This window comes from Nocardia arizonensis (assembly GCF_001310275.1).
Lineage (GTDB): Bacteria > Actinomycetota > Actinomycetes > Mycobacteriales > Mycobacteriaceae > Nocardia > Nocardia arizonensis.
This window is the reverse complement of record NZ_LGYZ01000117.1, coordinates 1-13229: the sequence shown is the minus strand read 5'-3', so window position 1 is coordinate 13229 and position 13229 is coordinate 1. Positions and strand designations below refer to the sequence as shown.

General features: G+C 66.4%; 10 protein-coding genes and 1 pseudogene. 6 read left to right on the top strand and 5 right to left on the bottom strand.

Annotated features, from left to right (window positions below):
• Positions 1-242 precede the first annotated feature (242 nt).
• Positions 243-734, top strand: a complete 492-nt coding sequence (locus tag APZ21_RS26715; protein WP_054816037.1) for a SixA phosphatase family protein — start codon at positions 243-245, stop codon at positions 732-734.
• A gap of 23 nt (positions 735-757) precedes the next feature.
• Here the strand turns inward: APZ21_RS26715 and APZ21_RS26710 are convergent, their stop codons facing one another.
• Positions 758-961 (bottom strand): hypothetical protein, encoded by a 204-nt coding sequence (locus APZ21_RS26710; protein WP_054816036.1) that lies wholly within the window; start codon positions 959-961, stop codon positions 758-760.
• 139 nt (positions 962-1100) lie between these two features.
• On the opposite strand from APZ21_RS26710, the gene APZ21_RS26705 reads away from it, so the two are divergent.
• The 4 genes from APZ21_RS26705 (at position 1101) to APZ21_RS26690 (ending at position 3976) form a co-directional block, all read left to right on the top strand.
• Positions 1101-1541 carry a MerR family transcriptional regulator gene (locus tag APZ21_RS26705; RefSeq protein ID WP_054816035.1) on the top strand — a complete coding sequence of 147 codons (441 nt, stop codon included), beginning with the start codon at positions 1101-1103 and terminating at the stop codon, positions 1539-1541.
• Positions 1538-2557 (top strand): aldo/keto reductase, encoded by a 1020-nt coding sequence (locus APZ21_RS26700; protein WP_054816034.1) that lies wholly within the window; start codon positions 1538-1540, stop codon positions 2555-2557. Before APZ21_RS26705 ends, APZ21_RS26700 begins: the two co-directional genes overlap by 4 nt.
• A gap of 113 nt (positions 2558-2670) precedes the next feature.
• Positions 2671-2973: a GNAT family N-acetyltransferase gene (locus APZ21_RS26695; protein ID WP_054816033.1), complete on the top strand. Its 303-nt coding sequence runs from the start codon at positions 2671-2673 to the stop codon at positions 2971-2973.
• A gap of 13 nt (positions 2974-2986) precedes the next feature.
• On the top strand, positions 2987-3976 hold the full coding sequence (locus APZ21_RS26690; protein ID WP_054816051.1) for a pirin family protein: 990 nt from the start codon (positions 2987-2989) through the stop codon (positions 3974-3976).
• 104 nt (positions 3977-4080) lie between these two features.
• Here APZ21_RS26690 and APZ21_RS26685 read toward each other — a convergent pair whose 3' ends face one another.
• Positions 4081-4743: a fasciclin domain-containing protein gene (locus tag APZ21_RS26685; protein ID WP_054816032.1), complete on the bottom strand. Its 663-nt coding sequence runs from the start codon at positions 4741-4743 to the stop codon at positions 4081-4083.
• A 205-nt stretch (positions 4744-4948) separates the two neighbouring features.
• On the bottom strand, positions 4949-5371 hold the full coding sequence (locus APZ21_RS26680) for an MmyB family transcriptional regulator (protein WP_244892362.1): 423 nt from the start codon (positions 5369-5371) through the stop codon (positions 4949-4951).
• Between the two features lie 38 nt (positions 5372-5409).
• On the opposite strand from APZ21_RS26680, the pseudogene APZ21_RS36500 reads away from it, so the two are divergent.
• A pseudogene (locus APZ21_RS36500) lies at positions 5410-6411 on the top strand (aldo/keto reductase).
• Between the two features lie 145 nt (positions 6412-6556).
• On the opposite strand, the gene APZ21_RS26670 reads toward APZ21_RS36500, so the two are convergent.
• Both APZ21_RS26670 and rpoB read right to left on the bottom strand, forming a co-directional pair.
• Positions 6557-10510, bottom strand: a complete 3954-nt coding sequence (locus APZ21_RS26670; RefSeq protein WP_054816031.1) for a DNA-directed RNA polymerase subunit beta' — start codon at positions 10508-10510, stop codon at positions 6557-6559.
• A gap of 105 nt (positions 10511-10615) precedes the next feature.
• On the bottom strand, positions 10616-13229 hold a 2614-nt coding region (gene rpoB / locus APZ21_RS26665), incomplete at its 5' end, for a DNA-directed RNA polymerase subunit beta (protein WP_054816050.1).

Sequence of the window (13229 nt, the reverse complement as noted above, 5' to 3'; positions counted from 1 at the left end):
GATCCTCGAAAATGTGCGTGGGCGGTGTGCCACCGTTGGGGTTGCGGGTGGACAACGACGCCACGATCGCGTGGTGCGCGGAATGTGACGCCCCTTTCAGTGTGCCTCGAGAGTGGCGCATACCTCCCACCGGTCCTCTTTCGCGGCCGTGCGCGCACCCGGCCCGGCGCGCGAATCGGGCCCGACCGGACGCCCGGCCGCCCTCCCACGCGCACTCGCCGACGGCCGCTTACCGTATTGACATGGTGCGCACCCTGATCCTCATGCGGCATGGAAAATCGGGCTATCCCGACGGCGTCGCCGACCACGAGCGACCGCTGGCGCCGCGCGGCCTGCGGGAGGCGGCACTGGCCGGGCAGTGGCTGCGCGAGACGCAGCCGCGCATCGACGCGGTGCGCTGCTCGACCGCGACCCGTACCCGGGAAACACTGGAGGCGACCGGCGTGACCGCGCCCGTGGTCTTCGAACGCGGGATCTACGAGGCATCCCCGCAGTCGCTGATCGAATTGATCCAGCTCAGCGACGAGGACGTGTCGACGCTGCTGGTGATCGGCCACGCACCCGGAATGCCGTGGACGGCGTGGGAGTTGGCGAACAACCGGAATTCCGAACAGGCCGTCGAACTCAGCCGGAAATTCCCGACCTCCGCGCTCGCGGTCCTGGAATTCGACCGGCCCTGGGCGCGCGTCGAGCCCGGCGCCGGTGAGCTGGTGCGCTTCCACATCCCACGCTGACCACGGTCGGGCGGTGCGCCGGCTCAGCGGTAGAGCTTGCCCCCGACGACCGCGATCCCGCCCAGCACGACGAGAAGTACGAATGCGGCGAACCCACCGAAGAGCGCCCACACGATCCCGAGCGCGACGACGAACGGCGCCACGGCGATCGCGGCGATCACCGGGCTCTCCTTGACCGTGGCCAGGGCCGATTTCGCCCGGATGCGGTCGATGTCCTTACCTGCCATGTCACCAGGGTAGGCGCGAAAGGTGTCGTAGCGGCCATATCGGGCCGGAATAGCCCGCACGGCGGCGAAAGTTGTCCTTGCTTGGAGTGCGCTCCAGGTGACTACCGTCGACCACGTTCGACGAGAAGGGCGAGGGCAAGTGGGCGACATCGCGGTTCGCGAGCATGACGACGATTGGGAACTGCCGCGGTATTCGATCGGCGAGGTCTCGACCAGATCGGGTTTGAGCCGCGACACCTTGCGGTGGTACGAGCGGATAGGGCTGATGGACTACATCGGCCGCGATCACACCGGACGACGGCGCTTCAGCGACCGGGATCTGCAATGGCTCACCCTCATCGGTCGTCTGCGCACCACCGGGATGTCGGTGGCGGACATGGTCCGCTACGCGGAATTGGTCCGGCTGGGGGATTCGACCATGCCGCAGCGGCTCGAGATGTTCCGCAAGACCCGGGCCGAGGTACTCGCCAAGATCGATGAACTTCGTCAGACCGTGGCCGTGCTGGATTACAAGATCGCCATCTACCAGGGTGATTCCAGTGCGCCCGCCAACCACGACAGCGAAGGAATCAAGGTATGACGACGATCGGCACACTACCTACCGCCGCACTGGGCGCGAGCGGTATCGAGGTGGGCGTCCAAGGGCTCGGCTGCATGGGGATGAGCGAGTTCTACGGCCCCTCCGACCTGGAGGAGTCGCGCGCGACCCTGGATCGCGCGCTGGAACTGGGCGTCACACTCTTCGACACCGCCGACGTCTACGGTTCGGGACACAACGAGGAATTCCTCGCCGACTTCGTCCGGGCCAATCGCGACCACCTCGTGCTCGCCACCAAATTCGGCATCGTCCGCAAATCCGACGATCCGAGTTTCCGGGGCGTGAACAACTCGCCGGAGTACATTCGTACCGCCGTGGAGGCCAGCCTGCGCCGCCTCCGCATCGAAACCATCGACCTCTACTACATGCACCGCCGCGATACCCGCGTGCCCTTGGCCGACAGTGTCGGCGCGCTGGCCGAACTCGTCGCGCAGGGCAAGGTGCGCGCGCTCGGCCTGTCCGAGGTGACCGGCGCGGAACTGCGCGAGGCGAACGCCATCCATCCCATCGCCGCCGTGCAGTCGGAATGGTCGCTGTTCTCCCGCGATGTCGAGCGCACCGCGGTACCCGCGGCCGCCGAACTCGGGATCACCTTCATCCCGTACTCGCCGCTCGGGCGTGGATTCCTGACCGGCTCGTTCACCTCGGCGACCGAACTCGGCGACGCCGCCGACTTCCGCAAGGGCATGCCGCGGTTCTCCGGCGCCAACGCCGAACACAACGCCGCGCTGCTGAATCCGTTGCGCGCCATCGCCGAGCGGCGTGGCATCACCCTCGCCCAGGTCGCCTTGGCGTGGGTGCACGCACAGGCCGCGGTCCACGCGGCGACGGTGGTGCCGATTCCGGGCACCCGCAGCCGAACCAGACTGGCCGAGAACCTCGCCGCCGCCACCCTGGCACTGACCCCCGACGAACTCGCAACCCTCGAACCCATCGCGGCCGAGGTCGCCGGCCCCCGCTACCCGGATATGTCCGCCACCTCCGCGGGTCGGGAGTAGTACCGGGCGCGATTACCATCGCGGAGTGGATCGGTGTGGATCGCCACCATCGGCGCGTGCAACCGCGTCTCGATCATGAGCGGGCCTCCCGTGCACGCTCGAAAGGAGAAGGCGTGGCCGACGAGAACAAGGTCGTGAACAATCCCGAACAGCACCGCTACGAGGTCTTCCACGGCGGCGCCCTGGCGGGCTTCACCGAATACGTCGAGCGCGACGATGTCACCGATTTCGTCCACACCGAGATCGATGACGCGTTCGCGGGCAAAGGGCTCGCCAAGGTGCTCGCCAAGGGCGCGCTGGACGATGTGATCGCGCGCGGACGGGTCATCGAGGCGCACTGCTCGTTCATCCGCTCCTACCTGGACAAGAACCCCGATTACGACGGGCACGTCCTCGGCAAGGGTGTGCGGCGGTGAACGGGGCGCGAGCATGAGCGATACGGAGACGCGCCCCGACGAGGTCGTGTGCGAACCCGCGCCCGGGCCGGGACCGGTCATCGAACTGTATCCGGCCCGCGAGGTTCCGCTGGGCGGCGTGCGCGGGGTCTTCGTGGAGCGGGTGCTGCCGCAGCGGGATCTGCCCACGGTGGGCGCGTGGTGCTTCTTCGACCATTTCGGATCGCCGACAGTCACCAGGACCGACGCGCCGCCGGATATCGACCCGCACCCGCATATCGGATTGCAGACGGTGACCTGGCCGTTCGTCGGCCGCATCCGCCACCGCGACTCCGTTGGCTCCGATGTGGAGATCCACCCCGGCCAGTTGAATCTCATGACCGCCGGTCGCGGCGTCGCGCATTCGGAGTACTACCCCGCCGACGCGCCCGCCGGACACGGCCTCCAGCTGTGGATCGCCCTCCCGGGAGACCGCGCCGACATCGCCCCGCATTTCGAACAGCACCGCGACCTGCCCGTACACACCGCACCCGGTCTGCGGGCCACCGTCCTGATCGGATCGCTGGCCGGGTACACCTCACCCGCGCGGGCCTACACCCCGCTGGTGGGCGCCGATGTGGTCCTCGACCCGGACACCTCGGCCACGCTGCCGCTCGACACCCGTTTCGAATACGCGATCATGCTCATCGACGGCGACCTGACCGCGGCGGGCACCGCCCTCGCGCCCGGTCCCCTGCTGTACCTGGGCACCGAACGCGCGGAACTGCGCCTGGAATCCACCGGGGGCGCCCATTTTCTGCTGATCGGCGGCGAACCGTTCGGCGAGGAACTGGTGATGTGGTGGAACTTCGTCGGTCGCGGTCACGAGGAGATCGTGACCGCGCGCGCCGACTGGGAGAACCACGACGTCACCAGATTCCCCGATATCGCGGGGCACACCCCCGACCAGCGCATTCCGGTCCCGCCGCTGCCCGGTCTGCACCTGAAGCCACGCAAGCGCCGGATGGGCGCCGCCCGCTCCTGACCGCGGATGGCCGCCCGGGTCCGGCCCGAGAACGCAGGCCCCTGGCGCACAACCCGGCCCAGGCTGCGATGCGGCCACGTTTCGCGGACCGGGAAGCGCGTTCGTCAGGAGGCAGGGGGCGTCAGCACGGTGTCGATGAGGTATACGGTCGCGTTCGCGGTCTCCAAGCCACCGCAGATCACGGTCGCGTCGTTCACCTTGTAGTCGTCGCCGGACTTGGTGACCGTCACCTTGCCGCCCTCGACGGTGGTCTGCTCGCCTACCACCGCGTTCGGCGCCAGCCGCCCCGGCACCACGTGATAGGTGAGGATCTTGTTCAGCGCCGCCGAGTCCGTCTTCAACCCATCCACGGTGGCCGGGTCGAGCTTCGCGAACGCGGCATCGACCGGGGCGAACACGGTGAACTGCCCGCCGTCGAGGGTGCCGACCAGGTTCACCTGCGGGTTCAACTTCCCCGACACCGCGGCGACGAGCGTGGTGAGCTGGGGGTTGTTGGCCGCGGCGACCGAGACCGGCTCGGTCTTCATCCCTTCTACCGACCCCGGCCCGGTCGGCACCTGCTGCGCGTAGGCGGTGCAGCCCGCGCCGACAGGAGCGGCCGCGCCGGCCCCCGAGGTGGCCGTCGGCGAACTCGCCTCGGCCGAACTCGTCGTCGTGACCACACTGCTGGTGGCCGGGGAGGTCGAGTTGTCGGAGCAGGCCGAAGCGCCGAGCGCGGCGACGGCCACGGCCGTGACCAGCAGGAGTGATCGTTGCGTGTATCGCATAGTGTGTGTCGCTTCCTTCGAGAAGACCTCAGCGGTCGTTGTCGTGGTTGCTCACCTGTCCCGAACCGCTCGCCGCGGCTGCGGCGAACCGCACCAATTGCCCTGTGCGGCCGTAGCGGCAAATGATCAGCTACGCTCTGTTTCTACACCGATCATGGAATAAATGCGTCGTTTCTGCGTCGATTCATTCGCGATGGCGCGAAGTTCAGCCCTCGACGGGCGCCAGGCTCTGGGTGCCGACCACCCGCAGCAGATCCAATTTCTCCGCGGCGTCGGAACCCGGCTTCGGCAGGTATACCAGTAATCGCTGCGCCTCGTTCGTGGTCAGCAGGGTCTCGCAGACGACATCGACGGGACCGACCACCGGATGCAGGATGCGCTTGGTATCCGACACCCGCACCGCGACCACGTGCTCGTGCCAGAGCCGTTCGAATTCGGGACTCTCGGCGCGCAGCGCGGCGATGAACTCACACACATCGGCGTCGTCGGCGCGCCGCGCGGCGGTGGCGCGCAGGTCCGCCACGTGATTGCGGCCGAGCCGATCCCGGTCGTCGCGATGCGGTCCATCCCTCCACTGTCCCCGCCACGACCCGTCGCAGCCAGGGATCGCCGCTCCCCCGATGAACACTCTCTGCCGCCCCGGCTCACGCGGGCGCAGGCTGGGATATGACCACCACGAAGATCACCACCGTCAGTCTCGGCCGCACCGGCCCGGTAGTCGGGCGCATCGGACTCGGCGCCATGGGCATGTCCGGCGTGTACGGCGCGGGCGACGACGCCGAATCCCTCGCCACCATCCACGCCGCGATCGACTCGGGCGCGAACCTCGTCGACACCGGCGACTTCTACGGTTCGGGCCACAACGAGATGCTGATCGGGCGGGCGATCGCCGACCGCCCCCGCGAGGACGTGGTGCTGAGCGTGAAGTTCGGCATGCTTCGCGGCCCGGACGGCTCCTGGGGCGAGCGCGACAACCGGCCCGCCGCCCTGCGCAACTACCTCACCTACACGCTGCGCCGCCTCGGCGTGGACCACATCGACATCTACCGGCCCGCCCGGCTGGACCTGGCGCACCCATCGAGGACACCGTCGGCGCCATCGCCGAACTGGTCCAGGCGGGCTACGTCCGTCACATCGGACTGTCCGAGGTCGGCGCCGACACCGTCCGCCGCGCCGCCGCGGTCGCGCCGATCGCCGACCTCCAGATCGCTGATCACCCGCGGTATCGAGGCCCAGATCCTGCCCACGACACGGGAACTCGGTATCGGCGTCACCGCCTACAACGTGCTCTCGCGCGGACTTCTCAGCGATTCCCTGCGCGCGGGAACGGATTTCGCCCCGAGCGACTTCCGCGCGCACAACCCGCGTTTCCAGGGCGAGAACCTCACGCGCAACCTGGAATTGGTGGACGAGTTGGCCGGGATCGCGGCGCGCCACCATGTCTCGGTGGCCCAGCTGGCCATCGCGTGGGTGCCCAGCCGCGGCGAGGACATCGTGCCGGTGATCGGCGCACGCCGACCCGATCGCTGGACCGAAACCCTTGGCGCACTGGATATTCGGCTCGACGCCGAGGAACTCGCCGCGATCGAGTCCGCGGCGCCCGCCGACCGGGTCGCCGGCGATCGCTACGCGAGCGCTCAGATGACCTTGCTCGACAGCGAGCGATGACAAGCTCAGCTCCGGTCCGATGACCGCGGTGAAGTAGGTTTCCGCTGTCCATCCACAACCATCCCGAGGTCCTTGTGCACAGCCGGAAACGTGGATCGCCCCGCTCCTCGACAGGAGCGGGGCGATCGGTCGAACCGGGTACGGACTACCGGTAGTCGCTGAATCCGTAGTCGTCCAGCGGAACCGCGGCACCGGTGGTGGCGCCGAAGCTGTCCGGGCTGTAGTAGGTGTCGTCGTAGGACGGCACCGCGTACGCGGCCAGACGGGCTTCCTCGGTCGGCTGAACCTGGATGTTGCGGTACCGGTTGATACCGGTGCCCGCGGGGATCAGCTTGCCGATGATCACGTTCTCCTTCAGGCCGATGAGCTTGTCGGAGCGGCAGTTGATGGCCGCGTCCGTCAGCACTCGGGTGGTCTCCTGGAAGGAGGCCGCCGACAGCCACGAATCGGTGGCCAGCGATGCCTTCGTGATACCCATCAGCACCGGACGACCCGACGCGGGCTCGCCGCCCTCGGCGACCACACGGCGGTTGGCGGCCTCGAACTCGGCCCGCTCGGTGAGCGAACCGGGCAGGAACTCCGTCGCACCGGAATCGATGATCGTCACCCGACGCAGCATCTGGCGGACGATGACCTCGATGTGCTTGTCGTGGATCGACACACCCTGCGAGCGGTAGACCTCCTGGACCTCGTGGACCAGGTGGACCTGCACCTGACGGGGACCCATCACGCGCAGCACCTCGTGCGGATCCGCCGCGCCCTCCAGCAATTGCTGGCCGACCTCGACGTGGTCGCCGTCGGAGAGCAGACGCTCGGTGCCGTCGTCGTGCTTGAACACACGCAGACGCTGACGCTTCGAGAGCTTGTCGTAGACGACGTCCTCGCCACCGTCATCCGGGATGATGGTGATCTTGTAGAAGCGGTCGTCGTCCTCGAGCCGCACCCGGCCGGAGACCTCCGCGATCGGCGCCTTGCCCTTGGGCACGCGCGCCTCGAAGAGTTCCGTGACACGCGGCAGACCACCGGTGATGTCGTCGCCTGCGACACCACCCTGGTGGAACGTGCGCATGGTCAGCTGGGTACCGGGCTCACCGATGGACTGCGCGGCGACGATACCGACGGCCTCGCCGATATCGACCAGCTTGCCGGTCGCCATCGAACGGCCGTAGCAGGTCGCGCAGACGCCGGTGCCGGTGGTGCAGGTCAGCACGGAGCGGACCTTAACCTCGGTGATACCTGCCTCGAGCAGCGCCTCGAGGGCCGGATCGCCGAGATCGGCGCCCTTGGCCACCACGACGTTGCCGTCGGCGTCCATCGCGTCGGAGGCGAGGGTGCGCGCGTAGGTGGTGGTCTCCACGTGCGCGTCGCGGATGATCGTGCCGTCGAGCTGCCGCTCCGCGATCGGCACCACGATGCCGCGTTCGGTGCCGCAGTCGTGCTCGCGCACGATGACATCCTGCGAGACGTCGACCAGACGACGGGTCAGGTAACCCGAGTCCGCGGTACGCAGCGCGGTGTCGGCCAGACCCTTGCGCGCGCCGTGGGTGTTGATGAAGTACTCCAGAACCGTCAGGCCCTCGCGGAAGGAGGACTTGATCGGCCGCGGGATGAACTCACCCTTCGGGTTCGTCACCAGGCCCTTCATACCGGCGAGGGTACGGGTCTGGGTGAAGTTACCGGTCGCGCCCGAATCGACGATCGTGATGATCGGGTTGTCGGTCGGGTAGTGCGCGCGCAGCGCCTTACCGACCTCTTCGGTCGCCTCCTGCCAGATCTTGACCAGCGCGTTGTTGCGCTCGGAATGATCGAGCGCACCACGCTGGTACTTCTTCTCGATCTGATCCGACTGCGCCTCGTAGCGCTCCATGATCTCGGCCTTCTCCGGCGGAACCAGAACGTCCGACATGGAGACCGTGACACCGGAACGCGTGGCCCAGTAGAAGCCCGCGTCCTTGAGCTTGTCGACGGTCTGGGCGACCACGATCATCGGGTAGCGCTCGGCGAGATCGTTGATGATCGTCGCCTGACGCTTCTTCGGCATCTGCTCGTTGATGAACGCGTAGTCCGCGGGCAGCAGTTCGTTGAACAGCACCCGGCCCAGCGTGGTCTTGGTGGTCCACGCCTCGCCACGGGTCCAGCCGTCCGGGAACTGGGCGGCCTCGACGTCCTTCGGCGGACGCTGGTCGGTCAGACGCACCTTGATCAGCGACCGCACGGTCAGCTCACCGCGGTCGACCGCCATCTGCGCCTCGGCGGGCGAGGAGTACACGCCCTGCTCCGGCGCGTCCTTGGTGGCCTCCCGGTACTCGCCCTTCGCGCCCTCGACGAGGCGGGTCAGGTAGTACAGACCGGTCACCATGTCCAGACGCGGCATGGCCAGCGGGCGACCCGACGCGGGCGACAGGATGTTGTTCGAGGACAGCATGAGGATGCGGGCCTCGGCCTGCGCCTCCGCCGACAGCGGCAGGTGCACGGCCATCTGGTCGCCGTCGAAGTCGGCGTTGAACGCCTCACAGACCAGCGGATGCAGCTGGATGGCCTTGCCCTCCACCAGCTGCGGCTCGAAGGCCTGGATGCCGAGGCGGTGCAGGGTCGGCGCGCGGTTGAGCAGCACCGGGTGCTCGGCGATGACCTCTTCGAGGACATCCCACACCTGGGGACGCTGACGCTCGACCATCCGCTTGGCGGACTTGATGTTCTGCGCGTGGTTCAGATCGACCAGGCGCTTCATCACGAACGGCTTGAACAGCTCGAGCGCCATCAGCTTGGGCAGACCGCACTGGTGCAGCTTGAGCTGCGGGCCGACGACGATGACCGAACGGCCCGAGTAGTCGACGCGCTTGCCGAGCAGGTTCTGGCGGAACCGGCCCTGCTTGCCCTTGAGCAGATCGCTGAGCGACTTCAGCGGGCGGTTGCCGGGTCCGGTGACCGGGCGGCCGCGGCGGCCGTTGTCGAACAGCGCGTCCACGGACTCCTGCAACATCCGCTTCTCGTTGTTGACGATGATCTCGGGCGCGCCGAGGTCGATCAGTCGCTTGAGGCGGTTGTTGCGGTTGATGACGCGGCGGTACAGGTCGTTCAGGTCGGAGGTGGCGAAGCGGCCACCGTCGAGCTGAACCATCGGCCGCAGCTCCGGCGGGATCACCGGAACGGCGTCGAGCACCATGCCCATCGGCGAGTTGCCGTTGGCTTGGAAGGCCGCCACGACCTTGAGCCGCTTGAGCGCGCGCAGCTTCTTCTGCCCCTTGCCGCTGCGGATGGTCTCGCGCAGGATCTCGGCCTCGGCGTCGATGTCGAAGTTCTGCATGAGCTTCTGGATCGACTCCGCGCCCATCGCGCCGGTGAAGTACTCGCCGTAGCGGTCGATGAGCTCGCGGTAGAGCACCTCGTCCACGATGAGCTGCTTGGTGGCGAGCTTGGTGAAGGTGGTCCAGATCTCGTCGAGCCGGTCGAGCTCGCGCTGGGCGCGGTCGCGCAGCTGACGCATCTCACGCTCGCCGCCGTCCTTGACCTTGCGGCGCACATCCGACTTGGCGCCCTCGGCCTCGAGTTCGGCCAGATCGGCTTCCAGCTTCTGCGCGCGGGCCTCGAGATCGGCGTCGCGCTGATCGGCGACGGCCTTCTTCTCGACCTCCATCTCCGCCTCGAGGGTGGAGAGCTCGTTGTGCCGCAGCTCCTCGTCGACCGCGACGATGACGTAGGCGGCGAAGTAGATGATCTTCTCGAGATCCTTCGGCGCGAGGTCGAGCAGGTAGCCGAGGCGCGAGGGCACGCCCTTGAAGTACCAGATGTGGGTCACGGGTGCGGCGAGCTCGATGTGGCCCATGCGCTCGCGACGCACCTTGGCCCGGGTCACCTCGACGCCGCAGCGCTCACAGATGATGCCCTTGAAGCGCACACGCTTGTACTTGCCGCAGTAGCATTCCCAGTCCCGGGTGGGACCGAAGATCTTCTCGCAGAACAAGCCGTCCTTCTCGGGCTTGAGCGTGCGATAGTTGATCGTCTCGGGCTTTTTCACCTCGCCGTAGGACCACTGGCGGATGTCTTCGGCGGTGGCCAGACCGATACGGAGTTCATCGAAGAAGTTGACGTCTAGCACGTAACTTCCTTTCCCCTGTTCGGGTCGAATTCGAGCAAAAGTTCACTAGTGGTTGGAGCGCGGTGGCCGGATACCGTCGCTGTGTACGGCATCCGGCCTTACCGCCTAATTGGCCAAATCGTCGACCGTGGCCGCTTCGTTCCTCGACAAGTTGATGCCGAGATTGGCCGCCGCGCGCTCCAGATCCTCATCGTCTCCGTCGCGCATCTCGATTGCCGCGCCGTCCGAAGACAGCACCTCGACGTTGAGGCACAGCGACTGGAGTTCTTTCAACAACACCTTGAACGACTCAGGAATGCCCGGCTCCGGAATGTTCTCGCCCTTGACGATCGCCTCGTACACCTTGACCCGACCCACGACATCGTCGGACTTGATCGTCAACAACTCCTGCAACGTGTAAGCCGCACCGTAGGCCTGCATGGCCCAACACTCCATCTCACCGAAACGCTGACCACCGAACTGGGCCTTACCACCCAAAGGCTGCTGAGTGATCATCGAGTACGGACCCGTCGACCGCGCATGGATCTTGTCATCGACCAAATGGTGCAGCTTCAGGATGTACATGTAGCCGACTGCCACCGGATACGGGAACGGCTCACCGGAACGACCGTCGAACAGGATCGCCTTACCGTCGTCGTCGACCATCCGCTCACCATCGCGGTTGGGCAGGGTCGAAGCCAACAACCCGGTCAACTCCTCCTCACGCGCACCATCGAACACCGGCGTCGCGATATTCGAATCCGCCGGCGCACCCAACATCTGCTCCGGCAACGCCCGCGCCCACTCAGGACGACTACCGTCACCGGCGACATCGACCCGCCAACCCGCCTTACCGATCCACCCCAGATGCGTCTCCAGGATCTGACCGATATTCATCCGACGCGGCACACCGTGGGTGTTCAAGATGATGTCGATCGGGGTGCCGTCGGGCAGGAACGGCATGTCCTCGGTCGGCAGGATCTTGCCGATCACACCCTTGTTGCCATGACGACCGGCGAGCTTGTCACCGTCCTGGATCTTGCGCTTCTGCGCCACATACACCCGCACCAACTCGTTCACCCCGGGTGGCAGATCGTCGTCGTCCTCACGCGAGAACACCCGAATACCGATCACCTTGCCCGACTCACCATGCGGAACCTTCAACGACGTGTCACGCACCTCACGGGCCTTCTCCCCGAAGATCGCCCGCAACAACCGCTCCTCCGGGGTCAGCTCGGTCTCACCCTTCGGGGTGACCTTGCCCACCAGGATGTCACCGTCACGCACCTCCGCACCGATCCGCACGATGCCACGCTCGTCGAGATCGGCGAGGACCTCGTCGGAGACATTCGGGATATCGCGAGTGATCTCCTCGGCACCCAACTTGGTGTCACGCGCGTCGATCTCGTGCTCCTCGATATGGATCGAGGTCAGCACATCCTCTTCCACCAAACGCTGCGACAGGATGATCGCGTCCTCGTAGTTGTGGCCCTCCCACGGCATCACCGCCACCAACAGGTTCTTACCGAGGGCCATCTCACCGTTCTCGGTACACGGACCATCGGCCAGGACCTGACCCGCCTCGACCCGCTGCCCCTCGTCCACGATCGGACGCTGATTCGAACACGTGCCCTGATTCGACCGGTTGAACTTCCGCATCCGATACGACTTACGAGACCCGTCATCGGCCATCACCGTCACATAATCAGCCGAAACCTCCTCGACCACACCCGCCTTCTCGTTCACCACCACATCACCGGCATCCACCGCCGCCCGCAACTCCATACCCGTACCCACGATGGGGGCCTCCGAACGAATCAACGGCACCGCCTGACGCTGCATATTCGCACCCATCAAGGCACGGTTGGCGTCGTCGTGCTCGAGGAACGGAATCATCGCCGTCGCCACCGACACCATCTGACGCGGCGAAACATCCATGTAGTCGACCGATGACGAGTCGACCAGCTCGACCTCGGAATTCTTGCGACGCACGGCGATTCGCGCGTCGAGGAAACGCCCCTCGGCATCCAGGCGCGAATTCGCCTGTGCCACCACGTGCAGGTCTTCCTGATCGGCGGACAGATAGTCGACCTCATCGGTCACCTTGCCGTCGACGACCCGGCGATACGGCGTCTCCAGAAAACCGAACGGATTGACCCGCGCGTACACCGAAAGATAGCCCATCAGACCGATATTCGGTCCTTCCGGCGTCTCGATCGGGCACATGCGGCCGTAGTGGCTGTAGTGCACGTCGCGAACTTCGAGACTGGCGCGTTCCCTGGTCAGACCGCCGGGCCCGAGCGCGGAGAGGCGGCGTTTGTGGGTCAGGCTGGCGAGGGGATTGCGCTGATCCATGAACTGCGACATCTGCGAGGTGCCGAAGAATTCCTTGATCGCCGCGACGACCGGGCGGATATTCATCAGCGATTGCGGGGTGATGGCCTCGACATCCTGCGTGGTCATGCGCTCGCGGACCACACGCTCCATACGCGAGAGCCCGAGGCGGACCTGGTTCTGTATCAGCTCGCCGACCGTTCGGGCGCGTCGATTGCCGAAGTGGTCGATATCGTCGATCTCCACCGGCACCTCGATACCGCCCGGCGCTGTCATCTTCTTCTCGCCCGCGTGCAGACGCAGCAAATAGTCGATGATCGTGACGATGTCCTCTTCGGTGAGCACCGCCGAGCCGATGGGTTCGTCGGTGTGGATACCGAGCTTCTTGTTCATCCGATAGCGGCCG

Bases quoted from the DNA above. Each gene is read 5' to 3' on its own strand.
- APZ21_RS26715 (WP_054816037.1), top strand. From the start codon at position 243: ATGGTGCGCACCCTGATCCTCATGCGGCATGGAAAATCGGGCTATCCC.
- APZ21_RS26685 (WP_054816032.1), bottom strand. From the start codon at position 4,743: ATGCGATACACGCAACGATCACTCCTGCTGGTCACGGCCGTGGCCGTC.
- APZ21_RS26710 (WP_054816036.1), bottom strand. From the start codon at position 961: ATGGCAGGTAAGGACATCGACCGCATCCGGGCGAAATCGGCCCTGGCC.
- APZ21_RS26690 (WP_054816051.1), top strand. From the start codon at position 2,987: ATGAGCGATACGGAGACGCGCCCCGACGAGGTCGTGTGCGAACCCGCG.
- APZ21_RS26700 (WP_054816034.1), top strand. From the start codon at position 1,538: ATGACGACGATCGGCACACTACCTACCGCCGCACTGGGCGCGAGCGGT.